The organism is Myxococcus sp. AB056 (assembly GCF_006547365.1).
GTDB lineage: Bacteria > Myxococcota > Myxococcia > Myxococcales > Myxococcaceae > Myxococcus > Myxococcus virescens.
This window is the reverse complement of the sequence record NZ_VHLB01000069.1, coordinates 1-26,314: the sequence shown is the minus strand read 5'-3', so window position 1 is coordinate 26,314 and position 26,314 is coordinate 1. Positions and strand designations below refer to the sequence as shown.

23 protein-coding genes and 1 tRNA gene are annotated in these 26,314 nt (G+C 70.3%); 11 read left to right on the top strand and 13 right to left on the bottom strand.

Going from position 1 to position 26,314, the window contains the following annotated elements; translation table 11 throughout:
• Positions 1-8: 8 nt before the first annotated feature.
• Positions 9-377 (bottom strand): preQ(1) synthase, encoded by a 369-nt coding sequence (queF, locus tag FMP39_RS26160; protein WP_026113840.1) that lies wholly within the window; start codon positions 375-377, stop codon positions 9-11.
• A 161-nt stretch (positions 378-538) separates the two neighbouring features.
• Between queF and FMP39_RS26155 the strand changes: the two genes are divergently transcribed.
• Complete coding sequence (locus tag FMP39_RS26155; RefSeq protein WP_141592890.1) at positions 539-2,437, top strand: hybrid sensor histidine kinase/response regulator; 1,899 nt, start codon at positions 539-541, stop codon at positions 2,435-2,437.
• Here the strand turns inward: FMP39_RS26155 and FMP39_RS26150 are convergent.
• Genes FMP39_RS26150 through FMP39_RS26140 form a run of 3 tightly spaced genes read right to left on the bottom strand, consistent with a single transcriptional unit; the run spans position 2,421 to position 6,367 of the window.
• Positions 2,421-3,170 (bottom strand): carbohydrate deacetylase, encoded by a 750-nt coding sequence (locus FMP39_RS26150; RefSeq protein WP_141592889.1) that lies wholly within the window; start codon positions 3,168-3,170, stop codon positions 2,421-2,423. The two genes, FMP39_RS26155 and FMP39_RS26150, sit on opposite strands and share 17 nt — an antisense overlap.
• A gap of 24 nt (positions 3,171-3,194) precedes the next feature.
• Entirely contained in the window at positions 3,195-4,217 is a 1,023-nt protein-coding gene (locus FMP39_RS26145; protein WP_141592888.1) for a PHB depolymerase family esterase, read from the bottom strand.
• A gap of 47 nt (positions 4,218-4,264) precedes the next feature.
• Positions 4,265-6,367 (bottom strand): serine/threonine-protein kinase, encoded by a 2,103-nt coding sequence (locus FMP39_RS26140; RefSeq protein WP_141592887.1) that lies wholly within the window; start codon positions 6,365-6,367, stop codon positions 4,265-4,267.
• 179 nt (positions 6,368-6,546) lie between these two features.
• On the opposite strand from FMP39_RS26140, the gene FMP39_RS26135 reads away from it, so the two are divergent.
• Both FMP39_RS26135 and FMP39_RS26130 read left to right on the top strand, forming a co-directional pair.
• On the top strand, positions 6,547-7,839 hold the full coding sequence (locus FMP39_RS26135) for an amidohydrolase family protein (protein ID WP_141592886.1): 1,293 nt from the start codon (positions 6,547-6,549) through the stop codon (positions 7,837-7,839).
• 48 nt (positions 7,840-7,887) lie between these two features.
• Positions 7,888-8,418 carry a peroxiredoxin gene (locus FMP39_RS26130; RefSeq protein WP_090488685.1) on the top strand — a complete coding sequence of 177 codons (531 nt, stop codon included), beginning with the start codon at positions 7,888-7,890 and terminating at the stop codon, positions 8,416-8,418.
• A gap of 17 nt (positions 8,419-8,435) precedes the next feature.
• On the opposite strand, the gene FMP39_RS26125 is transcribed toward FMP39_RS26130, so the two are convergent.
• Positions 8,436-8,948 carry a GNAT family N-acetyltransferase gene (locus FMP39_RS26125; protein WP_141592885.1) on the bottom strand — a complete coding sequence of 171 codons (513 nt, stop codon included), beginning with the start codon at positions 8,946-8,948 and terminating at the stop codon, positions 8,436-8,438.
• Positions 8,949-9,188: 240 nt separating this feature from the next.
• Here FMP39_RS26125 and FMP39_RS26120 point away from each other — a divergent pair, with 240 nt between their 5' ends.
• Positions 9,189-10,397 carry a glycosyltransferase family 4 protein gene (locus FMP39_RS26120; protein ID WP_141592905.1) on the top strand — a complete coding sequence of 403 codons (1,209 nt, stop codon included), beginning with the start codon at positions 9,189-9,191 and terminating at the stop codon, positions 10,395-10,397.
• Positions 10,398-10,409: 12 nt separating this feature from the next.
• Here the strand turns inward: FMP39_RS26120 and FMP39_RS26115 are convergent, their stop codons facing one another.
• From FMP39_RS26115 to FMP39_RS26105, 3 genes are all read right to left on the bottom strand, one after another.
• Complete coding sequence (locus FMP39_RS26115; RefSeq protein ID WP_141592904.1) at positions 10,410-12,443, bottom strand: chloride channel protein; 2,034 nt, start codon at positions 12,441-12,443, stop codon at positions 10,410-10,412.
• 197 nt (positions 12,444-12,640) lie between these two features.
• Entirely contained in the window at positions 12,641-13,705 is a 1,065-nt protein-coding gene (locus FMP39_RS26110; RefSeq protein WP_141592884.1) for an acyl-CoA desaturase, read from the bottom strand.
• An 82-nt stretch (positions 13,706-13,787) separates the two neighbouring features.
• On the bottom strand, positions 13,788-15,215 hold the full coding sequence (locus FMP39_RS26105) for a M50 family metallopeptidase (RefSeq protein WP_141592883.1): 1,428 nt from the start codon (positions 15,213-15,215) through the stop codon (positions 13,788-13,790).
• 95 nt (positions 15,216-15,310) lie between these two features.
• On the opposite strand from FMP39_RS26105, the gene dusB reads away from it, so the two are divergent.
• Positions 15,311-16,324, top strand: coding sequence for a tRNA dihydrouridine synthase DusB (gene dusB, locus FMP39_RS26100; protein WP_141592882.1), 1,014 nt, complete (start codon positions 15,311-15,313; stop codon positions 16,322-16,324).
• A gap of 61 nt (positions 16,325-16,385) precedes the next feature.
• Here the strand turns inward: dusB and FMP39_RS26095 are convergent, their stop codons facing one another.
• Positions 16,386-17,693 (bottom strand): glycoside hydrolase family 1 protein, encoded by a 1,308-nt coding sequence (locus tag FMP39_RS26095; RefSeq protein WP_141592881.1) that lies wholly within the window; start codon positions 17,691-17,693, stop codon positions 16,386-16,388.
• A 355-nt stretch (positions 17,694-18,048) separates the two neighbouring features.
• Here FMP39_RS26095 and FMP39_RS26090 point away from each other — a divergent pair, with 355 nt between their 5' ends.
• The 4 genes from FMP39_RS26090 to pyk all read left to right on the top strand — a co-directional run bounded on the left by FMP39_RS26090 (position 18,049) and on the right by pyk (position 22,417).
• Positions 18,049-18,288, top strand: a complete 240-nt coding sequence (locus FMP39_RS26090) for a hypothetical protein (protein ID WP_020478039.1) — start codon at positions 18,049-18,051, stop codon at positions 18,286-18,288.
• Between the two features lie 97 nt (positions 18,289-18,385).
• The gene (locus FMP39_RS26085; protein ID WP_141592880.1) at positions 18,386-19,843 is read left to right on the top strand and encodes an NFACT RNA binding domain-containing protein; all 1,458 of its coding nucleotides are present in this window, start codon (positions 18,386-18,388) and stop codon (positions 19,841-19,843) included.
• A 118-nt stretch (positions 19,844-19,961) separates the two neighbouring features.
• On the top strand, positions 19,962-20,882 hold the full coding sequence (locus tag FMP39_RS26080; protein ID WP_141592879.1) for a hypothetical protein: 921 nt from the start codon (positions 19,962-19,964) through the stop codon (positions 20,880-20,882).
• Positions 20,883-20,983: 101 nt separating this feature from the next.
• Positions 20,984-22,417, top strand: a complete 1,434-nt coding sequence (pyk, locus tag FMP39_RS26075; protein ID WP_141592878.1) for a pyruvate kinase — start codon at positions 20,984-20,986, stop codon at positions 22,415-22,417.
• A gap of 4 nt (positions 22,418-22,421) precedes the next feature.
• On the opposite strand, the gene FMP39_RS26070 is transcribed toward pyk, so the two are convergent.
• On the bottom strand, positions 22,422-23,924 hold the full coding sequence (locus tag FMP39_RS26070; RefSeq protein WP_141592877.1) for an HD family phosphohydrolase: 1,503 nt from the start codon (positions 23,922-23,924) through the stop codon (positions 22,422-22,424).
• Between the two features lie 173 nt (positions 23,925-24,097).
• On the opposite strand from FMP39_RS26070, the gene rpe reads away from it, so the two are divergent.
• On the top strand, positions 24,098-24,757 hold the full coding sequence (rpe, locus tag FMP39_RS26065) for a ribulose-phosphate 3-epimerase (RefSeq protein ID WP_140867369.1): 660 nt from the start codon (positions 24,098-24,100) through the stop codon (positions 24,755-24,757).
• Between the two features lie 13 nt (positions 24,758-24,770).
• On the opposite strand, the gene FMP39_RS26060 is transcribed toward rpe, so the two are convergent.
• Positions 24,771-25,157, bottom strand: a complete 387-nt coding sequence (locus tag FMP39_RS26060) for a two-component system response regulator (protein ID WP_044276566.1) — start codon at positions 25,155-25,157, stop codon at positions 24,771-24,773.
• A gap of 253 nt (positions 25,158-25,410) precedes the next feature.
• Between FMP39_RS26060 and FMP39_RS26055 the strand changes: the two genes are divergently transcribed.
• Positions 25,411-25,487 (top strand) — tRNA-Pro (locus tag FMP39_RS26055).
• A gap of 23 nt (positions 25,488-25,510) precedes the next feature.
• On the opposite strand, the gene FMP39_RS38165 is transcribed toward FMP39_RS26055, so the two are convergent.
• Positions 25,511-25,999, bottom strand: coding sequence for a tyrosine-type recombinase/integrase (locus tag FMP39_RS38165; protein WP_228558345.1), 489 nt, complete (start codon positions 25,997-25,999; stop codon positions 25,511-25,513).
• Between the two features lie 9 nt (positions 26,000-26,008).
• The gene (locus tag FMP39_RS38160; protein WP_228558346.1) at positions 26,009-26,254 is read right to left on the bottom strand and encodes a hypothetical protein; all 246 of its coding nucleotides are present in this window, start codon (positions 26,252-26,254) and stop codon (positions 26,009-26,011) included.
• Positions 26,255-26,314 lie beyond the last annotated feature (60 nt).

Sequence of the window (26,314 nt, the reverse complement as noted above, 5' to 3'; positions counted from 1 at the left end):
CGGGTGGCTCAGGCCTGCTGCTTGGACTTGTCGTGCGTGACGGTGACGATGGTGCCGATGCCGCCGCGCACGAAGAAGTCGCCCACCACGGTGAGCTTGCGCGGCTGGATGGCCTTGATGATGTCGTCCGCGATGGTGTTGGTGACCTTCTCGTGGAAGGCCCCCTCATTGCGGTACGCCCACATGTAGAGCTTGAGGCTCTTGAGCTCGATGCAGCTCTGGTCCGGCACGTAGGTGATTTTGAAACGTGCGAAGTCCGGCTGACCGGTGAGCGGGCAGAGACAGGTGAACTCCGGGACGTCGAACACGATTTCGTAGTCGCGATCGGCGGCGGGGTTGGGGAAGGTCTGAAGTTCCTTGGACGGCTGCGAGGGCATGGCGCTGTCGTCTACCACACCAACGCCGCGTGTCATCCCTCCCTTCGATGTCCGCCTGCCAACGCGCCTGGCGTCCAGCAGGGGGGAATCCTGGGGAGGGCCCGGTTGCCGCGTGGGCAGGGGCCCATAATCAAGGGGAGCCTCTACCCCTGCCCGAGCACATGCCGCTTCCCTCCGACGTCGAAGATGCATTCTCGTGCCTGCCGCTGGCGCTGGTTCGCGTCGGTCCGGACCTGCGCGTGCAGTGGTGCGAGGAAGGATTCGCCCACAAGACGGGCGTGGCGCTGCACGCCGGTGGCGACCTGCGGGACGCCCTGGAGCGCACCCGGAGCCTGGACGCCCTGGAGCGCGCCATCCGGGACGGTGCGTCCCACACCGGCCACGTCATCACCCGCGCGCTGCGTCAGGTCCGGGTGCAGGTGAAGCCCGCCTCGGCGGGCGAGGCAGCGGGCGTCTGGTTGGTGGTGGAGCCCTCGGGCGTGGACGACGAGGGGGCCTTCTCCCAGGCGGTGCAGGAGATTGCCCGCTCGGTGGGGGAGACGCTGGAGGTGGACAGCGTCTGCGCCGCCGCCGTGGTGGCCCTGGTCCGCTGCGCGCATGTGCGCCGCGCCGAGGTCTTTCTCTGCGAAGAGGAGGGCGGGAGCCTGCGCCGGGTGGCGGTGTCGGACCTGGCCGGCTCGGAGTCCCCCGAGGCGACCTTCGACTCCCAGTCGGACCCGTTCCGGCAGGCGCTGGCGCTGCGTCAGGCGCAACTGGGCATCCAGCGGGGCTATGGGGATTCCATGGGCTCCATCTTCGCCGCGGTGCCGCTGTGCGCGCCGCGCCGGACGGTGGGCCTGCTGCTGCTCTACAAGGAACAGGGCACGTCCTTCTCCGTGCGGGAGCTGGACTTGTGGAGCGCCGCGGCGAACCAGCTGGCGGTGGCGGTGGAGAACGCGCGCCTGCTGCGCGAGGCCAAGGCGGCGCTCCAGGTGCGCGAGGAGTTCATCTCCATCGCCAGCCACGAGCTGAAGACGCCGCTCACGCCGCTGAAGCTGGGCCTCTTCACCATGGAGCGGCGCCTGTCGTCGGGCCAGCCGGTGGACCTGGCCACGGTGCTCAAGTCCAAGCGGCAGGTGGACCGGCTGGTGGGGCTGGTGGATGACCTGCTGGACGCGTCGCGCCTGGACGCGGGGAGGCTGGCACTGGACCTGGCGCCGCTGGAGGTGGGGCAACTGGTGGCGGAGGTGGTGGACCACTTCCGCGCGGCCTTCGAGCGGCCCTTCGCGGTGGAAGTGCCCCGTGAGCGCGTCTGGGTGCGCGGGGACAGGGACAGGCTGGAGCAGGTGCTGGTGAACCTGCTGGAGAACGCGCACAAGTACAGCGCGCCGGAAGAGCCCATCGTCGTGACGGTGGAGCGCTCCCCGGGCGAGGCGCGCATCCACGTCCAGGACCACGGCATCGGCATTCCGGGCGCGGACCAGTCGCAGGTGTTCCAGCGCTTCTATCGGGCGCGCAACGTGTCGCACCGCCACTTCGGCGGACTGGGGCTGGGCCTCTTCATCAGCCACTCCATCGCCCGGCTTCACGGCGGCGCGCTGTCGATGCGCAGCGCGGAAGGGAAGGGCAGCACCTTCTCGCTGAGCCTGCCTCGCATGGCGCCGCACGACGTGAGGCGGCTGCCCCACCGGCTGTTGCTGCTGGACGAGGACCAGACCCAGGAGGCCGCGGCGGAGCAGGTGCTGCTCTCCGAGGGCTTCGAGGTGCTGACGGCGCGCGACGGGGCCGAGGCGCTGCGGCGAGCCACGCACCTGCCGGTGGACCTCATCGTCCTGTCCACCAGCGCCACGCAGGGACAGACGAGCGTCTTCCTGGAGACCTTCGCCACGCTGCCGCGCGCGCGGCCGGTGCCCATCCTGCTGGCTGGGGATGAGCGCCCCTGGTGGGCGCATGAGGGCACGTCGTTGTGTACGCGCCCCTACCGGCCCGAGGACCTGGTGACCCGGGTGCGCAACGCGCTCGCCGTGGAGCGGCGGTCCACGGCCGAGGCACCGCTGGACCTGCTCAGCTCCCGGACGTGAGTACGCGGAAGTCCACCGGGACGATTCCCGCCTGGGCCAGGAGCTCGCGCGCCTGGGGGTGGAGGAAGGTCTCCAGCTCGACCTCTCGCTGGGCCGCGTAGCCGCTCTTCAGCGTCTCCGGCCGGTAGCCCGGGTGGCACATCAGCTCGATGACGCCGTCCTGGGGCAGGGCGGTGAGCTCCGACGCGAAGCGCTCCAGCGTCCAGTACGCCTCCGCGCCCGCGTCCCCCACGAAGTGTGCGTTGGTGGCGACGCCCTGGGCCCGCAGCGTGCGCCGCATCTCCGCGTCGATGGAGCGCACCGGGACGCCCACGCTCCGCGCCGCCCGGGCCAGGCCCTCCAGGACTCCCGCGTGCAGGTGCAGGTGCTTGTGTACGTCCACGTGCGTGGCCGGCTGGCCCAGCAGGCTCGCGAGCCGTGCGAGCTGGGCGAAGGCCTCCGCCTCCACCACGTCCGCAGACAGGCTGCCCGCGCGGGCCTCCACGAAGCCGCCGTCCTCGCCGAGCAGCTCGCGTGGGAAGCCGCTCCACACGGGCGTGCCCCGGGCGAGGTTGAGGTGCAGGCCGATGGAGAGTCCCCGGGCCTCGCGCGCGGTGGCCTCGGAGAAGGGCGTGTTCACCATGAAGGTGGCCGACGAGACGACGCCCTCGCGCATGGAGCGGAGGATGCCGCGCGTGACGGCTGGGTCGTAGCCCAGGTCGTCGGCGTTGATGATGAGGGCGCGTGACGGCATGGCGGGGTTCTCCTCGCGGTGGGCTCAGGGCCGGGGGCGTGTCTGGAAGAACTTCCACGCTTCCCGCGTGGCGTCCAGGTGGGGTGTGCCGCCGTGGTTGAAGTCCGTGAAGCCGGGCCAGGTGTGCTGGCCGCCCTGCACCGTGCACAGGGACGCGGTGGCGGACTCCGGGCTGCACCCGGTGGCGGCGGTGCAGGTGCTGTCGCCCTGCTGGTACGTCTCCACGGTGGGGCCCGTACAGCCGTTGCGCTCGGCCCAGCGGCGCACGGACTCCTCGGCGGACGGGTAGGTGCCGCCGAAGGGGCCCAGGTTGCTGCCACCCTGGTAGCGGATGACCGGGTCGGCGGTGCCGTGCATGTGCAGCACCGGCACGGGGCGCGACGGGTTGCAGGGCGTGGCGCCCTCCATGCCCGCCACGGGGGCGATGGCGGCGAAGCGGCTCGCGCGCTGGCAGGCCAGTTGGTACGAGAAGAAGCCACCGTTGGAGAAGCCCGTGGCGAAGGTCCGGCGCGTGTCCACGCACACGCGCGTGTCCAGGTCCGCCAGCAACGTGTCCACGAAGCCCACGTCATCGACCTTGGCCGTCCAGGCGGGGCCGCAGCACGCGCCCGCGTTCCATCCCCGGTAGGGGCCGTCAGTCCCCTGGTGATTGATTTCGGAGGCGCCGAGGCCCCGGGGATACACGGCGAGGAAGCCCTCCGTGTCGGCCAGCGTGGACAGGCGCATCAGCCCCTCCATCTCCACCTCATTGGAGCCGAGGCCATGGAAGGCCAGCACGGCGGCGGTGGGCCGGGTGGCGTCGTAGCCCGGGGGGACGTGGACGCGGTAGTGGCGGGTGCGCCCGTCGTGCTCCACCGTCCAGTCGTAGGTGCCGGGCCCTACCGTGAGGCCGGTGCAGGCCGTGCGCTCCGGCACCGCGGGCTCCTCACCCGTGGGAGGGACGATACCGGCATCCTCCGTGGGCCGGCGCGAAGTGTCCGAGGACGAGCACGCCGTGGCACCAGCGAGCAGGACTCCGAGGGCGAAGCGAGTGCTGCGAAAGCGCATGGCCTCGAAGTTAATGGGCCGGAGCCGTGACGCACGAAGTGTCGGCGTCATTTCACCGCGACGCACTCCGCGGCCAGGGCCTCCGCGCGCGTCGGGAAGCGCTCGGACAAGGCGCGCTTCACCTCGGTGACCCCCGCCGTGTTGCCGGTGTGGGCGTGGAGCTGGCAACGGGAGGCCAGCGCCCGTGGGTCCTCGGGAGAGAGCCGGTCCGCTTCGACGTAGGCACGCTCGGCGCCCGCGGTGTCGCCTTGCCGGAAGAGCACGGCCCCCAGGTAGTAGTGCGCCACGGCGAGCTTGGGCGCCTTCCGAATCGCGCGCTTGAGCAGGGTGGCGGCCTCGTCCACGCGCTGCTGTCGGAAGCGCACGAAGCCGAGCTCGGCGAGGCTCGCGGCGTCATCGTGGGAGCGAGTCCACGCGGAGAGCACGCTGGCGGCCTCATCCAGCCGGCCACTCTGCGAGAGCAGCAGACCGTAGCGTGGCGTCACCTTCGCGGAGCCGGGCTTCCGGGCGTGGACCGTGGCCAGCGCGGCCAGCGCGCCCGGGATGTCCCCCTGACGCTCGCGCAGATCGGCCAGCGCCAGCGGTGGGCGGAGGTCCTTGGGGGCCAGCGCGGTGGCCTCCTCGATGGCGCGCTCGGCCCGCTTGCCCAGTCGCAGCTCCGTGGCGGCCCGCGCGGCGATGAGGTGCGCCTCGATGTCCTTGGGAAAGCGCGCAGCGAAGCCATCCGCCAGGGCCAGGGCCTGCGCGTGCGCGCCGGCTTCCAGCAGCAGCGCGCCCGCCCGGCTCAGCTCCTCCGCGCTTGCCCGGTCATCCGACGCCAGTCCCTCCAGGGCAGCCGCCTTCGCATCCGCCGTGGAGGCGGACTCCGCCCGGGCCAGGCGCTCGGCGGGGGGCGCTGCGGGACGCGTGAGGAACCACGTCGCACCCGCGCCCGCTGCACCCAGCGCGAGCACGCCCGCGATGAGCGGGACCAGGCGCGAGCGTCGCCTGCTCGGGGCGTGTTCATCCGGGGCGATGGAGGCGGCCGTGTCCGTGGGTGCCTTCCGCGTGGCGCCCGCCACCGTTGCCGCGTCGGGGTTCGTGGTCCGGGAGACCTGGGGCCACGCGGTGGGCGCGTCTACCACGCCCAGGATGGGCCGGGTGTGGGGCGCCGGCGTACTTCCGTGGGATGGGTCCGCGAGCCGCGCGCGCCGCAGGGCCAGTCGCTTGGGGTCGCGGTCCGGAGGGAAGAGCGAATCCACGTAGGCGGCCAGCTGCTCGGGCGTGGCCATCTCCGCTGCGCCACCAATCGACTCGATGGCGGCGATGAAGTCTTCCAGGCTGTCGAAGCGCGCGGCCGGCTCTCGGGCCAGCGCGGTGAGGCACACCAGCTCCAGCGCGGTGGGCACGGACGGGTCGAAGGCGGTGGGCGGCTTGGGGCGTCCCTCCGCGATGCGGCCCAGCACCTCGTCGGCGGACAGTCCGGTGAAGGGCCGGCGGCCACAGAGCTGCTCGTAGAGCATGACGCCCGCGGCGAACAGGTCGGCGCGATGGTCCACCGGCTTGCCGGCAATCATCTCCGGCGACATGTAGAAGAACTTGCCCTTGAGGGTGCCGGGCTCCGTGCCCGAGCCCAGCGCGTCCGCCTTGGCGATGCCGAAGTCGATGACCTTCACCGCGCCATTCACACCCACGTGGATGTTGTCGGGCGTGAAGTCGCGGTGGACGATGCGCAGCGGCCGGCCCGCTTCATCCACGGCGCGGTGCGCCGCGTCCAGGCCCCGGCAGGCCTCCACCAGCACGCGCAGGGTGATGCCCAGCGGCACGCGGTGTCCGTGCTCGGCGGCCTCCTGACGCAGCTCGGCGAACGAACGTCCCTCCAGCAACTCCATGGCGATGAAGGGCTCGGTGCCCTCCATGCCCAGCTCGATGATGGTGACGACGTTGGGGTGTCTCACCTGCGCGGTGATGCGGGCCTCGTTGAGGAACATCTGCACCACGCGCCGGTCCGAGGCGAGGTGCGGCATCAACCGCTTCACCGCGACCGAGGGCCCACGGCTGCCGTCGTCCTCGATGCGGCGGCCCAGGTACACCTCCGCCATGCCGCCTGTCGCGATTCGCGCGGACAGTCGGTAGCGACCCACCTGATAGGGGTTCTGCTCCGGCTCCAAAGTGCGCGCAGTCTACGTGTAGGCGCCCGTCCGCGCACAGTGTTGTGGCCATTACGGCGGGTGGGGGTCCTCTACCTCCCCGCTCGCGCGAGGGAGCGGGAATGTTAACGTTCGTCCTGTCTCATGGGCCTGGCGGGAGGTGGCCCAGACACACGCACGCGCTGCGGCCGGAGGGATGGTTGGGCACAGTCCTCAAGGGTGGTTACGTCGTCGAACTGGAGCCGGCGCTGGTCGAGCGCGTGGACCTGCGCATCGAAGGAGAGCGAATCGTCGCCCGTGGGCCGGACCTGACGCCGGGCCCGGATGACGAAGTCGTGGCGCTGTCGGGCAAGCTCGTCTTCCCGGGGTTGGTGAGCGCGCACCACCGCCTGTACGCGGTGCTGGGCCGTGGCATGCCGCGTCCGCCGCTGGAGACCTACCAGGAAATCCTCGAGCAGGTGGCGTGGCCGTACGAGAACGCGCTCGACCTGGACGCCGTGCAGGTTGCGGGCTGTGCCGGAGGGCTGGAGGCGCTTCAGTGCGGCACCACCACCGTGTGCGATTTGCACTCCTCGCCCAAGGCGATTTCGGGCTCGCTGGTGCGGCTGGCGCGCGGGCTCCATGAGGTGGGCGTGCGCGGCGTGCTCGCCTACGCGGTGTCGGATCGCCAGGGTGCGCTCGGCCGCGAGGAGGGGCTGGAGGAGACGGTCAGCTTCGCGAAGAAGGCGAAGGGGCGCTTCCGGGGGCAGGTGGGCGCGGCGCCGTGCTTCACGAACGGTCCGGATGCGCTGTCAGGGCTCTCGGAGGCGCTGAAGGCGCTGGGCGATGGTGGCCTGCACCTGCCGCTTGCGGAGGACCCGCTCGATGAGCGCCTGTCCAACGAGAACTACGGCGCCTCGCCGGTGTCGCGGTTGCTGGAGGCGGGCCTGCTGTCGCCCAAGAGTCAGTTGGCGCATGTGGGCCACCTGGACTGGGCGGACCTGGCGCAGGTGATTGCCACCGGTGCGTGGCTGGTGCACACGCCGCGCGCCAACCAGGGGCTGGAGGTGGGGTACGCGCCGGCGCTGAAGTTCGGGGCCCGGGCCACGCTGGGCGCGGATGGCGTGTCGGCGGACCTGTTCGCGGAGGCGCAGGCTGCGTACCTGCGCTCACGTGAGGCGGGGCAGCCCATCGATGTGCTGCGCTACCTGGCGAACGGGCACCGCATGGCGTCGCAGATTTTCGAAGCCTCGGTGGGGCCCATGCGCGAGGGCTCGCTCGCCGACCTGCTCATCCTGGACTACCTGCCGGCCACGCCGCTGACGGCGGAGAACCTGGCCTGGCACGTGGTGTTCGGCCTGGGCAGCCGGCACGTGGAGGCGGTGATGGTGGATGGCGTGTGGCGCATGTGGGCGCGCCGGCCGCTGTCGGTGAGCCCCTCCGTGGTGGCGGAGCAGGCGCGCGAGGCCGCGTCGGCGGTGTGGGCGCGGATGGCGGAGGCGGCGAAGAAGTAGCGTGCCTCTGCCTTGTCCGGGGGCGGGATGTCCTGTCTAGTCCCGCCCATGCTCGTGCCATTGCTCGTTGCGGGATTCTTCAGCGGTGCCATTCCCCAGGCCGGAGAGACGGCGCCGGACTTCACGGCGAAGGACTCCGAGGGGAACGTCTACACGTTGTCGGAGATGGTGAAGAAGGGCCCCGTCATCCTGGCCTTCTTCCCCAAGGCCTTCACGGGCGGCTGCACCCGCGAGCTCAAGGCGTACCGGGACCGTTACGCCGACGTGGAGAAGGCGCAGGGGCAGGTGCTGGCCATCAGCATGGATGACGCGGAGACGCTCACGCGCTTCAAGACCGAGCTGAAGGCGCCGTTCCCGTTCATCCCCGACCCTGAAGGGAAGGTCGTCTCCGCCTATGACGTGAAGATGCCGCTGCTGTCGGTGCCGAAGCGGTACACATTCGTCGTGGGGGAGGGCCTGAAGATTCTGAAGGTCGAGTCCGGCAACGACGCCATCAACCCGCACGGAGCGATTGTCGCGTGCCCGCTGCGCAAGCCGGCCGGCGCTGACGCGAAGACGCCGGATTCGGGCACGAAGTAGCCGCGCAAGGCACGTGGCTACCGTCCCTGTGCGGGCGCCACGCGCTGCCGGCTGTCGAAGACCTGCGCGGGGGAACCATCGATGAAGGTGTCCTCGAAGGCGCCCCCCGTGTACTCGTCGATGACCCTGCGCCAGAAGGCGATGGCGGGGCGGTTGCGCGGCAGTTGGGACAGCTCCCAGATGCCGGGGAAGAGGTCGAACACGGCCCTGGCCGCGAGCCGTCCCAGGCCGATGCGCCGCTCGTTTCGCAGGATGAAGAACTCGCTCATCCGGAAGTCGCGTCCAGGCGTCATGTAGGGGAAGGGGGACTGGCCCACGAAGGCGAAGCCCACGACGCGGCCCTCCCAGCGCAGCAGCAGGGGGTGGACCTCGGGGGCTTGAATCAGCCACGTGGGCAGGAAGTCCGGCCGCCAGCGCCCCTGCTCGTCCAGGGCGTAGTCGACGCCGAACTCGCTCAGGTCGTGGAGGTAGAGCGGGTAGAGGTTTCGAAGCAGCGTGTGCTCGGACGGAGTCGCTCGGAGAATCTCCATGGAGGGCCTCTCGTGTTCCCAGCATGACCCTTCGGGCGTCTGTCGGCCAGGGTGTCGCGGAGGGTATCTGCCAGGCTCGGCCGACGGACGAGGAGGGGCCTGGGCGGGGCTTCGCCTCTTCATCCATCGGATGTCATGCAGGGAAGGGGCGCGGTGGGGCAATCCTCCCATGGAGGCGCTCGGCCTACGTTGCCCTCCACGAGTCCGGGGCTCTGCGGGGGGACCATGAACAGTCAGCGGATGCGCATGGCGAGTGGAATGGAAGGTCAGGAGACCCATGCCCCACCCCACGAGGGCAGGCATGCGCACGGCAATGACGTCACGTCGAGCCGGACGGTGCGGCGGGTGCTGATGACGGCCGACGCCGTGGGCGACGTCTGGACGTACGCGCTGGAGCTGACCCGGGCGCTCGCGCCGCACGGGGTGGAGGTGACGCTGGCGACCATGGGGGCGCCGCTCACCAGCGCGCAGTGGGCGGAGGCGCGGGGCATTCCCAATCTCACCGTGGAGGAGGGGCGCTTCCGGTTGGAGTGGATGGAGGACCCGTGGGACGACGTGCGCGCGGCGGGTGACTGGCTGCTCGCGCTGGAGCGCCGCGTGCGTCCGGACGTGGTGCACCTCAATGGCTACGTGCACGGGGCGCTGCCGTGGCTGCACCGGCCGCTGGTGGTGGGGCACGCATGCCGCCTGTCGTGGTGGCGGGCGGTGAAGGGCGAGGACGCGCCCGCGAGCCATGCGCGCTATCGCGAGGCCGTCACCGCGGGCCTCGGCGCCGCGGGCCGGGTGGTGACGCCGAGCCGGGACCTGCTCGAGTCCCTCCAGATGCACTATGGCCCGCTGCCCGCCGCGGAGGTCATCCCCCATGGGCGGCGCGCGGACCGGGTGCCGCCTCGCTCGGAGCGGGAGCCCTTCATCCTCGGCGTGGGCAGTCCGTGGGACGCCGCGAAGAATGTCGCCGTGCTGGACGCCGCCGCGCCCCGCCTGGGGTGGCCGGTGCGGCTCGCGGGAGACGCGCGCCATCCCTCCGAGCGGAAGGCGGAGCCGCGCCACCTCCAGTGGATGGGGCACCTGGAGCCGCATGTCCTGGCGGAGTGGATGTCGCGCGCATCCATCTATGTGCTGCCGGCCCGCTACGCGCCCTTTGGCCTCACCGCGCTGGAGGCGGCCCTGTCCGGCTGCGCGCTGGTGCTGGGCGACATTCCGGCGCTGCGCGAGGTGTGGGGAGATGGGGCCGCGTGCTTCGTGCCCCCGGACGACGTGGATGCCCTGGTGGAGATGCTGGAGCGGCTGCGCGAGGACACCGGGCTGCGCACCCGGCTGGCCTTGCGCGCGCGGGCGTGGGCGCTGACGTACACGCCCCGGCGGATGGCCAGCCGCTACCTCTCCGCCTACGCCAGCCTCGTGGGCACGCAGGGGGTGCTGTCTCCAGCGGGCACCCCCACGCACTGAGCGGGTGGGGCGTCAGCTCGCCTCGGTGGGGCTGACCGGGTAGTTGCCCGACGCGTGGGCCTGGGCATGTTTCGAGAAGAGGAACCTGCGCACCGCGGCGCGGGTGAGCAGCCCGCAGGTGGGGCTGCCCACCGGGACGCTGACGGGCAGGGCATCCACGTCCTCGTGGTCCATGACGTGGAGGGCATGGGACAGGTTCGCGTCGGGGGAGAGCGCGGGCAGCTTGCGCGCCAGGTCACTGGCCACCAGCAGCGGGTACACGGATTCATCGCGCCACACTTCGCGCAGTTGCTCCACCTGCACGGTGCCATAGATGCGGCCCACGGTGTCCAGGACGGGCAGGGTGCCCGCCTCGGAGGTGAGCAGCAGGTCCGTCAGCGCCCGCAGCGGCGTGCCCGCGGGCACGGGTGTCAGGTGGGTCATCAGCGAGCGGACGGGGGTGGCCTCCAGCAGGTCCGTGTCGCTCTGGACCTTCGGTGTCTTCCGCTCGGTGAGGTAGTGACAGAGCGCCGAGGCGATGGTGCACGTCACCATCAGCGGCAGGATGATGTCGTGGTTCCCGCTCAGCTCGTACAGCATCATCATTCCCGTGAGCGGCCCGCGGGTGAGCGCCGCCACCGCGCCGCCCATGCCCACCAGGGCATACGCGCCACTGGGGCCGGTGCTCTCCGGGAAGAAGTAGTGCACCAGGGTGCCGAAGGCGCCGCCCGCCATGGCGCCAATGAGCGCCGCCGGGAAGAACGTCCCGCCCGAGCCACCCGAGCCGATGGTGAGGGCCGTGGCCACCAGCTTCAGCAGACACGCGGTGATGAGGAACAGGAAGGGCAGCCGTCCCAGCGCGGCCAGGTTGATGTAGTCCTGCCCGCTGCCCCAGACGGTGGGGCTGGCGAAGGCCAGGATGCCGGCGCACAGACCGCCCAACCCCGCGCGCAGGGGCAGCGGCTTGCTGCCCAGCCACGGGGACAGCCGGTCCTTCACATGGCCATGGAAGTAGTGCTCCACGCCGTGCAGCAACTGCACGAAGGTGAAGGCGAGCAGCCCACAGGCGATGCCCAGGCCCGCGTAGGCCAGCACCTCGCCGCCGCTGACCAGCTCGTAGGGAACGTGCCGGAGCATGGCGGACTCACCCATGACGCCCTGGCTCACCAGGGTGCCGGCCACGCTGGCCAGGATGATGGGGGAGAAGACGCGCAGCTCGAACTCGCGAAGGATGATTTCCATCGCGAACACGGCGCCGGCGATGGGGGCGTTGAAGGACGCGGAGATGCCCGCGCCCGCGCCGCACGCCAGGAGGATGGACAGCTCCTTGCGGCTGAAGCCCAGCACCCGGCCCACGGTGGAAGCGAACGCCGCGCCGCCGTAAACGATGGGCCCCTCGCGGCCCGCCGAGCCGCCGCTGCCAATGGTGATGGCGGACGCCACCAGCTTCAGCAGGCCCCGGTCCGCCGGCAGGGCGTTGGCGCCACTCTTCACCGCCCGCACCACCTCGGGGACGCCGTGGCCATGCGTCTCCGGCTTGTCCCGCAGCAGCCGGCCCACCACCACGCCGCCCAGCGTGGGCGCCAGCAGCATCAGCCACCACGGAAGGTGGGGCAGCGCCTCGGGCAGGTTGTGGCTGTGGCCGAACACACTGTTGAGCGCGGACAGCGCCACCAGCGGGTAGTAGAGCGACAGCCCGCCCAGGGCCAGCAGGGCCAGCAGGCGCAGCCGGCGCTTCACCTCGTCACGGGGCCCGCCAGGCTCGATGATGCGCGCCAGCAGCAGCGCGCCGGATGCCAGGGGCACGCCGATGAAGGCGTACTCCGGATGCCAGCGGGCCGCGGCGAACGCCTCCATGAGCGACTGGAACTGGTCCTGGCGAAGCGTGTGCTTCAGCGAGGCCGCCCCGAAGGTGAGCCCGCTCACCAACCCGATGAGGTTGGAGAAGATGCCGGCCGCCAGCCCGCTGTACAGACCGACCACCGCGCCCGCTACCGGTAGGACAGAGGGGCCGGGCAGTCGCAGGCGGTTGGACGCTCTCAGCGCGGCGTGGACGAAGCGGCCCATCGCCGCGCGCAGTTGTGCCCAGAGGGCGCGCTGGGCCGCCGCGCTTGATGCGGGTACATCCCCTGCATTCATTGCAGGTCCCACTAACAGTGGGTCAGGCGCCACTCAAGGCTCGTGACGCGGACGTGTGCAGGGCGGCCAGCCGTCGGGTCGCGCCCATGACAGGCGCGTCACGGTTTCGCTTCAGCTTCGAACGGCTACCGCCGCTTGAGCATGGCGGAGGGGGGCGGCGCGGAGGTGGGCAGGTGGTCCGCGGCGGTCGTCAGGGCCTCTCGCACCTTGTCGCCCGCGGCCTTCGCGGCATCACTGGCGGCCCGGGCCGCATCCCCCGCGGCCTTCGTGGCCACGAACTGGGCCCGCGCGCCCGAAGCACCCCAGAAGCGGGTGGGGGCCGCCAGCGCCGCGCGCTCCTCGTCGGTGTACTTCTGGAACGCGAACTTCGTGGCCTCGGAGGGAAGCCGCAGCCCCTCCACCACCTTGAACCAGGAGAGCACCTTCAGCGAGTAGTAGCTGAGGTCCACCTCCCACCAGAACCAGCCCTGGTTGGCGGTGTTCTGATGGAAGTGGTGGTTGTTGTGCCACCCCTCGCCCAGGGTGACGAGCGCCAGCAGCCAGTTGTTCCGGCTGGTGTCCGTCGTCTTGTAGCGGCGCTTGCCGAAGATGTGGCTGAGCGAGTTGATGGTGAAGGTGCCGTGCCACAGCAGGGTGGTGCTGACGAAGAAGCCCCACACCAGCATGGAGAAGCCGCCGATGAAGTAGAGCGCCACGGCCAGCAGGACGGGCGGCACCAGGTGGAAGCGGTTGAGCCACACCAGCTCCGGGAAGCGGGCGAAGTCCTTGATGCCCTCCATGCGGGTGTCGTTGTACTTGTCGGAGAGAATCCACCCCGCGTGGCTCCACCAGAAGCCCTTCTGCAGGGGCGAGTGGATGTCCTCCGCCTGGTCCGAATAGCGGTGGTGGTGGCGGTGGTGCGCCGCCCACCACAGCACGCCCTTCTGCGCGGACATGCTGCCCACGAAGGCGAGGATGAACTGGAAGACGCGTCCCGTCTTGAAGGCCCGGTGGGAGAAGTACCGGTGGAAGCCCGCGGTGATGCCCCACATGCGCACGACGTAGAGACCGACGCACACGGCCACGTCCACCGGCTTCGCGCCGACGGCGAAGACGAACAGGCACATCAGGTGGACTGCGAAGAAGGGGATGGAGGAGAGCCAGTTGAGGCGCTCATCCGCCGCGGGCAGGGCTGGGGACGGTGTCTGCAAGGGAGCCTCGTGCGCTGGGTGGGCCGAGCTGGAACGTGCTCAGCCTCACCCCGCATCAACACCCCCGCCTGTCATCCCTCTGTCAGGAGGCGGCGGATTGCCGCAGCTCCGTCAACCACTCCTCGAATGCGGGGTACCCATGGAGTGGCGCCAGGTCCTCGTCCGAGGCGGCATAGGCTCCATCGGTGAAGCCCAGCTCCGTGGCGCGGCGCAGCAGCCGCATCGCGTCAGGCACGTTGCGCGCGCGGGCATGGGCGCAGGCCGCGTCATAGGCCAGCGTGGCGCTGGGCGCGTGATGCAGCGCCGCCTCGCCCACGGCCGCGGCTTCCGAGTACGCGCCCCGGATGAAGAGCACCCGCTCCGCGCAGGAGAACGCCGCCTCCGGGTCCAGGCCCGGGAGCTTCAGGGCCTCCGACTCGCGGCCCATGCGGATGAGCGTGCCGGCGTACTCGTGCATCACGGTCCGGTCCGACGAGGACTGCCAGGCCTGCTTCCACCACTCCACCGCGCGGGCGTCATCGCCCACCAGGGAGAAGGACGCCGCCACCGCGTGCGGCTCCACGGGCAGGCCCTGCACCTGCGAGAAGTGGTCCAGCGCCTGGCGGCCCTGGCCCTCCTTCAGGGCAATCCAGCCCATCAGGTGGTGGGCATGGCTGGCCACTCGCGGCGTCAGGCCCTCGTTGGCCTCCAGCACGGACGCGCCCAGCCGCCGCGCCTCGTCCATGCGGCCCGCGTCGAGCGCGGCCCGGGCCTCGCGCAGCTTCTCCGCCAGCGGCCCTTCCAGTGGGACGCTCTGCGCCTGTCCGTTGCGCAGCGCCTCCGCCACCACGCGGAAGGACTGCATGCCGTACATGGCGAAGATGAGGGTGAGCAGGAGCCAACCCGACCGCAGGCCGTACACCACGGCCCCCACGCACACCAGCAGCGCCAGCCCCTGCGCCAGCACGAAGCCGCGCCGTGGACCGAACACCCGCGTGGCCAGGGTGGTGGTGATGCGCCCCCCATCCAGCGGGAGCACGGGCAGCATGTTCAGGAACGCCCAGAAGAAGTTGGCGATCATGAAGGTGAGCAGGAAGAAGTCGAGCGCGGGCGAGCGGCCCTCGAGCAGGAGGTAGCCCACCCCGCTCGTCACCCCCAGCATCAGCCCGAAGAAGGGGCCGGCCGCGGTGATGAGCAGGTCCCGCTTCCACGGGAGGGGGCCTGGCGCGTCGGTGGGGAGCGTGTGGCCACCCATCCAGACGAGCGCAATGCTTGGCCGGTAGCCGAACAGGCGGCTGGCCAGCGCATGCCCCATCTCATGGATGAGCACGGAGACGAAGACGATGAGCATCCACGACAGGATGTAGACCACCATCGCGCTGGCGTGGCCCAGGGGGGGGGCTCCATCCACCTGGCGGAACGGCCAGCCGTTCTGGGCCGCGGGGACGGAGCTCCAGGCCAGCATGCCGGACACCAGCAGGTGGCTGGGGTGGACTTCGACGGGAATGCTCCCGAGGCGAAAGCGGAACATGGGGACGGACCTTAACCGTTAGGACCTCCGGGCGCAGGCACTTGCTCACCGTCTCCGCCATGTCCCGGGCAAATCCGCTAGGTTCCCCGCCCTTCATGCCGCAGCTTGGTCCTTACACCCTGCCGAATCCGTACATCCTGGCCCCCATGGCCGGGGTGAGCGAGATGCCCTTCCGTGTGCTCGCCTTCCGTCTGGGCGCGGCGCTCTGTCCCACCGAGCTCGTCAGCTCGCAGGGGCTGATGCGCGCCAACCAGCGGACGTTGAAGTACCTGCGCTACGACGCCGAGGTGGAGCGGCCCTACTCGCTCCAAATCTACGGCGGCGAGCCGGACGCCATGGCTCGGGCCGCGGTGGTGGGGCGCGAGGCGGGCGCGCAAATCATCGACATCAACATGGGCTGCCCGGTGAAGAAGGTGGTGAAGAACGGGGCGGGCAGCGGCCTGCTCTGTGACGTGCCCCGCGCGGCGGACATCGTCCGGCGCATCCGCGAGGCCACCGGCCTGCCCGTCACCTGCAAGATTCGCTCGGGCTGGGACGCCCGCAGCCTGAACTATCTTCAGGTGGCTGGCGCGCTCCAGGAGGCGGGCTGCGCGGGGCTGGCCATCCACCCCCGCACGCGCGAGCAGGGCTATTCGGGGCAGGCGGACTGGAGCGTCATCGCCGACCTCAAGCGCCACTTCCCGGAGCTGCCCATCATCGGCAACGGGGACGTGAAGACGCCCGCGGACGCGGTGCGCATGCTGGAGACCACCGGCTGTGACTTCGTGATGATTGGCCGCGCCGCGCTGGGCAACCCGTGGATCTTCCGCGAGCTGCTCGGAGGCCCGCCCGCCACGCCGCGCGAGCGCTGTGAGCTGGTGCTGGAGCACTTCCGGGCGCACCTGGACTTCATGGGGGACCCGCTGGGCGCCGTGCGCTCCTTCCGCAAGCAGTTGGCGTGGTACGCCCACGGCCTGTATGGCGCCGCGGCCTTCCGTGCGGAGGTGAACGGCCTGGACCTGCCGTCAGCGGTGGAGGACTGCGTGCGCCGCTTCTTCGCCGCGGCCCAGGTGGACCTGGCGGGCCCCGGTGAGGAGCAGGACGTGGACTACCGGGCGGCCCTGGGCTGAGGGCACGGCGCTTCTCTATATATAAGGAGGGAGCGCGTGCCCTTCGTGGGCGGCGCGCCGCTCAATCGCCCGAGGGGCGGACGGCGTCTGGCGGTACCAGCTTCCGTCCGGTGGCCACGGCGCGGAAGTAATCACACGCGGGCGTGGGGCTGCGGCGGAGCGTGTCGAAGTCGACGTGGTAGAGGCCGAAGCGCGGGCCCCAGCCCTCCAGCCACTCGAAGTTGTCGAGCAGGCTCCAATAGAGGTAGCCGCGCACGTCCACGCCCTGCGCGCGCGCGGCCAGCACCTGGGCCAGGTGGGAATGGAGGTAGTGGGGGCGGCGGGCGCCGGCGCGGTCGTCGATGCCGTTCTCCGTAATCCACACCGGCTTCCCGTAGCGCTTCACGTCGCGCAGCGTCTGGAGGAAGCCCTCCGGCCAGTCCTCCCAGCCGATGTCGGTGAGGCCCCGGCCGTGGATGTCCCGGTACTTGAACTCGATGAAGGGCGGGCGCGGCACGAAGCGCAGGTGCGCGCGGGTGTAGTAGTTCACCCCGATGAACTCCACGGAGTCCCGCGCGCCGGGGATGTCCACGCGCGTGGAGGCCACGCCCGGCATGGTGACGCGCAGCTTGCCGGTGGCCAGCGCCTCGTGGAACGCATGGTTGTAGGCCTGGGCCCCGAGCCTCACCAGCGCGCGGTCCAGCGGGTGCCACCAGCGGTCCGGCGCGAAGGCGAGCATGTTCTGGGAGATGCCCAGCTCCACGCGGCCCAGCCGGGACAACAGCTCCTCCCGGGCGGCCACGTGCGAGCGCACCAGGTTCTCCATGGCCCGCATGGTGGTGGGGCCATCCGCGAGGCCCGGAGGAATGGCGCCCTGCAGATACCCCCCCAACAGCAGCACCATGGGCTCGTTGAAGGAGATGACCAGCGCGTCCAGCCCCTCCAGCAGCGCCGCGCACCGCTTCGCGTACCGCCGGAAGACGTCCACGCTGGCCGGCTGGTGCCACGGCGTCTCCCGGTGGAACCAGGTGGGGTGCGTGAAGTGGTGGAGCGTCACCACCGGCCGCAGGTCATGGGCCTTCATCTTCAGGAGCCGCTCCCGGTAGGCCTCCAGCGCCGCCTCGTCGAAGCGCCCGCGCTCCGGCTCGATGCGCGCCCACTCCAGGGAGATGCGGAACGCGGTGGCGCCCACCGCCCGGGCCAGGGCGTAGTCCTCCTCGTAGCGGTTCCAGTGGTCCACTGCGGGGCCGCAGCGAGCGTCCGGCTCCTTCAGCTTCCCGGCGCGTTCCCACTCGGCCCAGTCGTTCTCGATGCCGCCCTCCACCTGGTACGCGGCGGTCGCGACGCCGAAGGTGAAGTCCGCGGGGAAGGTCTGCTCGGTGGCGCTCATGTGGTGGCGAACCGTAGACGCCGCACCCCACGACGAAAAGCGCCGCGTCGCTCGCGCGCATGCGCCGCGGCATGCGCCGACGTCGTGCTCGAAAGTGGCCGAAACGTGTCCGGAGCCGGAAACTCGGCCTCGCGCGCGACACCTCGGATGCGCTCGCGAGTGTCCGCGAGGTGGCGTTCGGCACCTCCGGACGCGCTCGATGCCGAAAAATCGGCCTCGCACGCGATGCAATACATCACCATGCGTTGACACACTGGCATGTCGCCCGTACCATTCACTTCAAGCACTCACTCCCATCAAGAAGAGTGCAGGGCCTCGGTTGACCTGGGGCCAACCACTGAACTGGAGGATTCTGATGGCCGCTAAGAAGAAGACCGCTGCGAAGTCCGCGACCAAGAAGGCTGCCAAGACCGCGAAGGCCACGAAGGCGGCGAAGTCGGCGAAGAAGACGACCGCTCGCAAGACGGCTGGCAAGACCGCGACCAAGAAGGCGGCCGCCAAGAAGACCACCCGCAAGGCGGCCAAGAAGGCCCCGGCTCGCAAGCGCACCACCAAGGCCAAGACGGTGGCGGCCCCGGTTACGCCGGAGTCCTGAGCAGTCCCGTCGTCATGAGCGGACGGTAGTTGACGTCCGGTGAACGGCTCGGCGAAACCCGCCGGGCCGTTTTCATTTTCAGGACCCGGAGTGCCCCATGTCGCTGCGTCCCGTGGAGCTGGAGCAGGTGGTGGCGGAGCTGGCGGAGCGCCTCACTGGCGCGGTGGCGCAGAAGGCCTGGTGTCCCCTTCCCAGGCTCGCCTACGTGGAGCTTCGCGTCCCGGGCAAATCCATCCTGTTGTGCCTGTGCGCCGAAGGCGACCTGGCCCGGGTGTCCGTGGCGGATGATCGCTTCCCCACGCCGGGCGAGCCCGCCCCCTTCCAGCGGTGGCTGCGTCAGGAGCTGACAGGCTTCAAGCTCATGGGCGCCCGCTTCATGGAAGCCGAGCGCGTGGTGGCCTTCGACTTCGAGCGCGAGGACGTGCGCAGGCGCCTCCTTCTAGAGGTGGGCGCGCCCGGTGGTCTGCTGCTGCTCAGCGACACCGGCCGCGTGCTGATGCTCTCCGGTGAGGGCTTCGCGCAGCGCCGGGGCCTGCATCCGGGCGCGGCGTGGACGCCGCCGGAGCCGCCGCCGCCCGAGGCCCGCGAGAAGGCCCGGAGCCAACCCTCTCGGCTCGCTCCCCAGGACTCGGATGCGCTGCCGTATTCCCAGGCCGCGGAGCGTCTGCTCGGAGCGCGCGACAAGGCCAGCCGCTCGGAGACCATCCGCCGCCGGTTGGCGCAGCCGTACCGCGCGCGCCTCAAGCGCGCCTCCCGCACGTTGGAGAAGGTGCGCGCCGAGGCGGCCCGCGGCCCGGACGCGGAGAAGCACCGCGAGGTGGGCGAGCTGCTGGCGCAGAACCTCTACTGCCTCAAGCGGGGCGCCACCGAGGCGGTGCTCACCGCCTATACAGAGGAGGGCGCGAAGGAGGTCCGGGTGACGTTGGACCCGAAGCGCACCCCGAAGGAGGAGGCGGACTGGCACTTCCACCAGTACCGGCGGCTGCTGCGGGGCGTGGAGCAGGCGCGTCACCGCGAGGCGGAGCTGGCGCGCGAGGTGGCGCACGCGCAGCAGGCGCTCACGCAGATTGAGCGGATGGAGGACGCCGCGCTGCTGTCGCAGGCGGAGGTGCTTCAGCTCCCCAGTGGGGGCGAGGGCGCGCGGGAGGGCCGGCCCTTCAAGGAGTACGTGGGCCATGGCGGGGCGCGCATCTGGGTGGGGCGCGGCTCGGAGGACAACGACGCGCTCACCTTCAAGGTGGCCAGGCCCTGGCATCTGTGGCTCCACGCGCGCGGTGTCCCGGGCAGCCACGTGGTGCTGCCGCTGGAGAAGGGGCAGGAGGTGGCGCAGGAGGTGTTGCTGGACGCGGCGCACCTGGCGCTGCACCACTCCGGGGCCAAGGGCGAGCCGCGCGGCGAGGTGAGCTACGTGCCCGCGAAGTTCGTGCGCAAGGTGAAGGGCGGCGCGCCGGGGCAGGTGACCTTCACGCGCGAGAAGACCTTCGTGGTGCGCATGGAGCCCGAGCGCCTGGAGCGGCTCCTCAAGTCCCGGCACGCGGAGCCGCCCGCACCGTGAGGGCGCGTCGTACGCTCGCCTGCCTTTCCCTCCTGTTAGTGGACGCTGCGTGCGAGCGCGGTTGACGGGCTGACGGTGAGGAGGCGGGCAGGGGACCGCCGCCCTTGAGTCCCCGGAAGTGCGGGGTACGATGCGCAGCCGCGTGTCCCCCGAGCAATTTCGCCAGACGTCGCTCTTCCCTCGAGGTCTCTCTGCCGCCAGCCGCGCGACGGAGGGAACGGCCGCACTCCGGCCCGAGGAGGGACCTGTCGCGCCCGTGGCGCCCGCGCCGCGGCCCGTCGCGCCGCCCGTGCCCATGCCGCAGCGCAACCTCCTGCCCGACGAGGCACCCCGCATCGTCACGCGTCCGCCCACGCGGGAGGAGCTGTGGTCCCGGGCTGAATCGCTGGCCTGGCGGCTGAGCGCCGAGCTGGGCATGCCGGTGCGCCTGTCGGTGACGGACAACCGCTCCACCATGGTGTCCTTCCGCCGGGGCTCCGCGGTGCTGGCGCTGCGGCTGCACCACATGTTCCTGGACGCGCCGGAGCCGGTGGTGCGCGCGGTGGCGGACTACGCGGGCCGGGGACACCGCACCGCGGGCGCCATCCTGGACGAGTACATCCGCGGTCAGCAGCCGCGCATCCGCCAGATGCGCCGCGAATCCGACGCGGACCTCAACCCGCGCGGGCGCTGTTTCGACCTCCAGGCGCTTTACGACGCCACCAACCGAGATTTTTTCCAGGGCCTCATCCAGGCCCGGATTGGCTGGGGGCGCATGCCTCCGCGCCGCCGTCGCAAGTCCATCCGCCTGGGCGTCTACGACCACCAGACGCGGGAGATTCGCATCCACCCGGCGCTGGACACCCCCGAGGTGCCTTCCTTCTTCGTGGAGTTCATCATCTTTCACGAGATGCTCCACCAGCTCTTCCCGAGCACGGGCCGGGGTGGCCGCCGCGTGCATCACCCGCGTGCCTTCCGCGAACGCGAGCGAACATTCCCGCATTACGCCGCCGCACTGCGTTGGGAGCGGGAGAACCTGGGCGTGCTGTTGCGCGGCTGAGCGCCGCGTCGTTCGCTGGCTCATTTACCGTTTTACCGAGCGAAGCGGCCCATGCAGCGTGCTTGACGCTGCCGTGAGGGAAACCCATCCTCACGAGCTCTATGCGAAGAGCGAAGATTGTCTGCACCCTCGGTCCCGCCAGCCAGAGCCAGGAGATGCTCGAAGCGCTCCTGGAGAACGGCATGGACGTGGCTCGCCTGAACTTCTCCCACGGCAGCCACGAGCAGCACGCGGAGAACATCGCGAAGCTGCGCGCCGCGTCGCTGAAGGTTCGCAAGGCGGTGGGCATCCTCGGCGACCTGCAAGGCCCGAAGATTCGCACCGGCCGTTTCGTGAAGGGCAGCACCGAGCTGAAGGAAGGCGGCACCTTCCACATCACCACGGACGAAACGGTCCCGGGCACGGACGAAATCGTGTCCACGACGTACCCGTTCCTGGCCGCGGACGTGAATCAGGGGGACCGCATCCTCCTGGATGACGGCCTGCTGGAGCTGAAGGTCCTGGAGACGGACAAGCAGAAGCTCATCCGCACGGAGGTCATCCACGGCGGCACGCTGAAGAACAACAAGGGCATCAACCTGCCCGGCGTGGCGGTGCGCGCGGAGGCGCTGACGCCGAAGGACCGTGAGGACCTGGTGTTCGGCATCAAGGCCGGCGTGGACTACATCGCGCTGTCCTTCGTGCGCCAGCCGTCCGACCTGGACACCGCGCGCCAGGCCATGGCCGAGGTGGGCCGCACGGTGCCCATCATCGCCAAGCTGGAGAAGCCGGAGGCCATTGCCCGGCTGGACGCCATCCTGGACAAGACGGACGGCGTGATGGTGGCGCGCGGCGACCTGGGCGTGGAGATTCCCCCCGAGGAAGTGCCGGCCGTCCAGAAGGACATCATCCGGCGCTCCAACCTGCGCGGCCTGCCCGTCATCGTGGCCACGCAGATGCTGAACTCCATGATTGATAACCCGCGCCCCACGCGCGCCGAGGCCAGCGACGTGGCCAACGCCGTGTTCGACGGCGCGGACGCGGTGATGCTGTCGGGCGAGACGGCCAGCGGCAAGTTCCCCATCGAGTCCGTGCAGATGATGGAGCGCATCATCCTGGCGGCCGAGTCCTCCGCGCGCACGACGCAGTCGCTGATGCGCGTGCTGGAGACGCCGCTGGGGCTGCCCAACCACTTCCCGGACGTCATCGCGCGCGTGGCCTGCGAGGCGGCCAAGGCGAGCAACGCCTCGCTCATCGCGGCCTTCACGCTGTCGGGTGTGACGGCGCGCCTGCTGTCGCACTACCGGCCCACGGTGCCGATTGTCGCCTTCAGCCCCAACCAGGAAGTGCGCCGCCGGCTGTCGCTGCTGTGGGGCGTGGTGCCGCGCGTGCTGGAGCCCACCCAGGACACGGAGGCCATGGTGAAGCGCGTGGAGGAAGAGCTCCTGGCGCGAGGCCTGGGCCGCAAGGGCGACCGCATCGTCATCGTGTTCGGTGCGCCGGTGGGGCAGCCGGGCAAGATCAACAGCCTGCGCCTGCACACCATCCAGGGCTGAGCGGCTACTTGATTCCCTGGAGGACCCTCCGGGGGATGTCGGCCTCGATGAATACGGCATAGAGCGCCGGGTCCAACTGCCCGGCGTCGGACTCGCGCCGGAGGATGTCGAGCGCGAGCGTGTGCGGCACGGCCTTCTTGTAGGGCCGGTCGCTGGCGGTGAGCGCGTCGTAGATGTCGCAGATGGACATCATCCGTGACTGGACGGGGATGTCCTTCTCCGCGCGGGGGTAGCCGGTGCCATCCAGCTTCTCGTGGTGGGCGTAGGCAATCTCCGGCACCCGGCGCAGCGTGCGCGTCCACGGAATCTGGGACAGGAAGCGGTAGGTGTGCTCGACGTGGCTCTCGATTTCGCGGCGCTCCTCGGGAGAGAGCGTGCCGCGGGCGATGGAGAGCGACTGGATTTCCCCCGGCAGCAGCAGCGGCTGGGCCTTGTCGTGGGCATCCAGGAAGCGCAGCGCGCCCAGCTCGTGGAGCCGCTCGAAGTTGCCCTGCGCGAGCACGGTGGGGCGGTTGCAGGAGAGGATGAACTCCAGCACCTCGTCCAACTGCCACGACTCGCGGGCGAGCCGCTCCTCTTCCTCGGCCTCGATTTCCGCCAGGTTCGCCTGGCCGCGAATCTTCACCGCCTCCAGGCGGCGGCGGTAGCTCTGGAGCTGCAAGTCCTTCCGGGCGAGCTGGAAGCGGGCGCGCAGGCCTTCGAGCTCATGGGGGTAGAGCTTCTCCGCCTTCACCAGCACGGGCTCGCGCACGCCCACCTTGCCGAAGTCGTGCAGCAGCGAGGCGTAGCGCAGCTCCTGAATCTCCCCGGCGGAGAAGCGCGTGTGGGCATAGGGGCCGGTGGACAGGTGCTCGAGCGCCTGGGCCATGGCCACGGTGAGGTCGGCCACGCGGCCGGAGTGGCCGGCGGTGGTCGGGTCTCTGGATTCGATGGCGACGACGGAGGCGGAGACGAAGCCCTCGAAGAGGCGGTTGATGTCCTCGTGGAGGAGGGCGTTCTCGATGGCGCCCGCGGCCTGGGCGCCCAGGGCGAGCAGCAGCTCCTCGTCCTCGGCGTTGAAGCTGGCGCCGTCCAGCTTGTTGAGGGCCTGGATGACGCCCGTCACCTCGCCGCCGGCGTCGCGCATGGGGACGCAGAGGATGGTCTTCGTCTGGTAGCCGCTGGAGACGTCGAACGAGCGGTTGAAGCGAGCGTCGGCGTAGGCGTCGGGGATGTTGATGATGGCGCCCGTCTGAGCCACCTGTCCGGCGACGCCGCTGCCCACCGGGAGGCGGATTTCGCTCTTGGAGCCCTGGGCCACCTTGCTCCACAGCTCGTTGCGCTCGCGGTCCAGGATGAAGAGCGAGCAGCGGTCCGCCTCCACCACCTTGGTGGCCTCGAAGAGGATGAGCGGCAGGAGCAGGTCGAGGTCGCGCTCGGCGCTCATCGCCTTCGCGACATCCAGGATGGACGTGAGCTTCGCCAGGCGGCGGTTCAGCTCGGGCTGTGGGGCGGGTTGGGCGAGCACCAGGCGGCTCCGTGAGAAGCGGCCAGCGGCCGCGAAGGGCTACAAAGTTCTAGCACGGGTAGACAGCACACTGCCTCGGGGGACCCACCTGGCAGGTCCCTGGCTGTCTGGTGGACGTCGCCGCGTTGCGTTCGGCCTTAGCCAGCGCGCGGGTTGCGGTTATGAAGCGCGGCATGAGCCGCCGCCCCGTTCGCATCTCTCCTTCGCTTTTGTCCTGTGACTTCGGCCGTTTGGCCGAAGAGGTCCGCGCCATCGAAGCCGCCGGTGCGGATTGGATTCACGTGGATGTCATGGATGGCCGCTTTGTGCCGAACATCACGATTGGCCCCGTGGTGGTGGAGGCCATCAAGCGGGTGGCGACGAAGCCGTTGGACGTGCACCTGATGATTGTGGAGCCGGAGCGCTACGTGGAAGCCTTCGTGAAGGCGGGGGCGGACGTGCTGACGGTGCACGTGGAGGCCAGTCCGCACCTGCACCGGACGCTTCAGCAGATTCGCAATGCCGGGGCGAAGCCGGCGGTGGTGTTGAACCCGGGCACGCCGCTGTCGGCCATCGAGGAGGTGCTGGGTGACGTGGACATGGTGCTGCTGATGAGCGTGAACCCGGGCTTCGGTGGCCAGGGCTTCATCGAGTCCACGGTGGAGAAGGTGCGCCGGCTGCGCGGGATGTTGGATGCGCGCGGGCTGAAGGACGTGGACATCGAGGTGGACGGCGGCATCAACGCCACCACGGCGAAGCGGGTGGTGGAGGCCGGGGCCACGGTGCTGGTGGCGGGCAGCTACGTCTTCGGCGCGAAGGACTACGCGGAGGCCATCCGCTCGCTGCGCTCGTGAGGCGCGGCGGACTTCAGGTGCGAGGGCGCGCCACGGAGGAGGCGAGCCGGGCGACGCGGGTCATGAAGGTGGGGTCGAAGGGCTTCACCTCGTAGTCGTCGGCGCCGAGCTCGAAGCAGACGTGGCGGGTGAACTGGTCCTCGACGGCGCTGAGGATGATGACCTTGCAGTCACGGGTGTTGGGGTCCTGCTTGAGCTGGGCGAGCAAGTCCCGGCCGTCCTGGTGCTGGTTGATGTCCAGGATGATGACGGCCGGCCGGTGTTCGCGGGCGAGCTCCAGGACGCGCTCGGACGTGGTGTCCGAGATGCAGTTCAGCCCGGACCGTTTCCCCTCGCGGGCGAGGGCGGAGACGATGAGGGGCTCGTCATCGGAGATGAGGACGACGGGGGGCGGCGTCATGGCATCGCGGTGCAACAATGCAGGCTGCCTCGTGAGTGTAGCAGGGGGGGAAACTGTCCGGGAGTACAGGAAATTCGTGGTCTTGGGAAGCGGAGTCGGGGGCCACCCGGGCATGGCCCGGCTGCCTGCTCCCTCTGGGCGGGGAGGGGCGGAAGAAAAGGTGGTCCGAGGACGTTGACTCGGCTGGGCGGCTCGGGTACTACCGCCCGCACTTCGCCGGTCCCGAGAAGGACCGTCCGGCGAGGCGACATATCGGGGAGTGGCTCAGCCTGGTAGAGCACTTGGTTCGGGACCAAGGGGTCGCAGGTTCAAATCCTGTCTCCCCGACCACCTAAGTATTCAGAATTATTTGGTTACGGGCTGGAGATCTTCATGGTCTCCAGCCCGTCTCCATTTTGGGCCTCCGGCTTCGGCCCCTCCAGCATCCGGATGGCCGCTGACTTGGCCGCTGGGCTCAGGTGCATGTAGCGCTGGGTGGTGGAGAGGTTCTGGTGCCCGGCCAGCTCCTGGATGGCCTTGGCCGGGGCGCCCGCCATTGCCAGCCGGGAGCAGAAGGTGTGGCGGAGGATGTGGATGCCCCCCGTCACCTTCAGCCCGGCCAGCCGCTGGATGCGGCTCATCCACTTGTTCAGCAGCACCTGAGTCACCTTCGGGTGGCCGTCGGCCCGCCAGAGGATGCGCTCGCCCCGGAGGTGCCGCTGCTTGCGGAGGGCGTCCGCCAGCCGGGCGGTCATGTTCACCTGCCGGGCCCGTCCGCCCTTGGGCAGGGTGACGTGCCCTTCCCACTCCGAGCGGCGGACGTGGATGAAACCCCGGGTGAAGTCCACGTCCGTCTGCTCCAGGGCAATGATTTAGCCGCAGCGCAGCCCCGCCTCGCCGCCGAGCAGGATGAAGACGAGGTGCTGGTGGTCCACTTTCGCCGCCGCTTCCACCAGCCGCTCGAACTCGTGCGGCTCGTAGAACTCCATGGTGGAGGGCGCCACCTTCAACAGCTCGATGGTGGCCGGCATCTGCTCGATGTCGCCCCACTTGAAGTTGCCCCGGTTTCGTGGAGTTCCACCCGCTGTGCGAAAAGGGTCCCACGATGCCGAAGTCACGTCCCCCATACCCGCCGGAGTTCCGTGAGCGGGTCGTCGAGCTGTTGAAAGCCGGCCGCT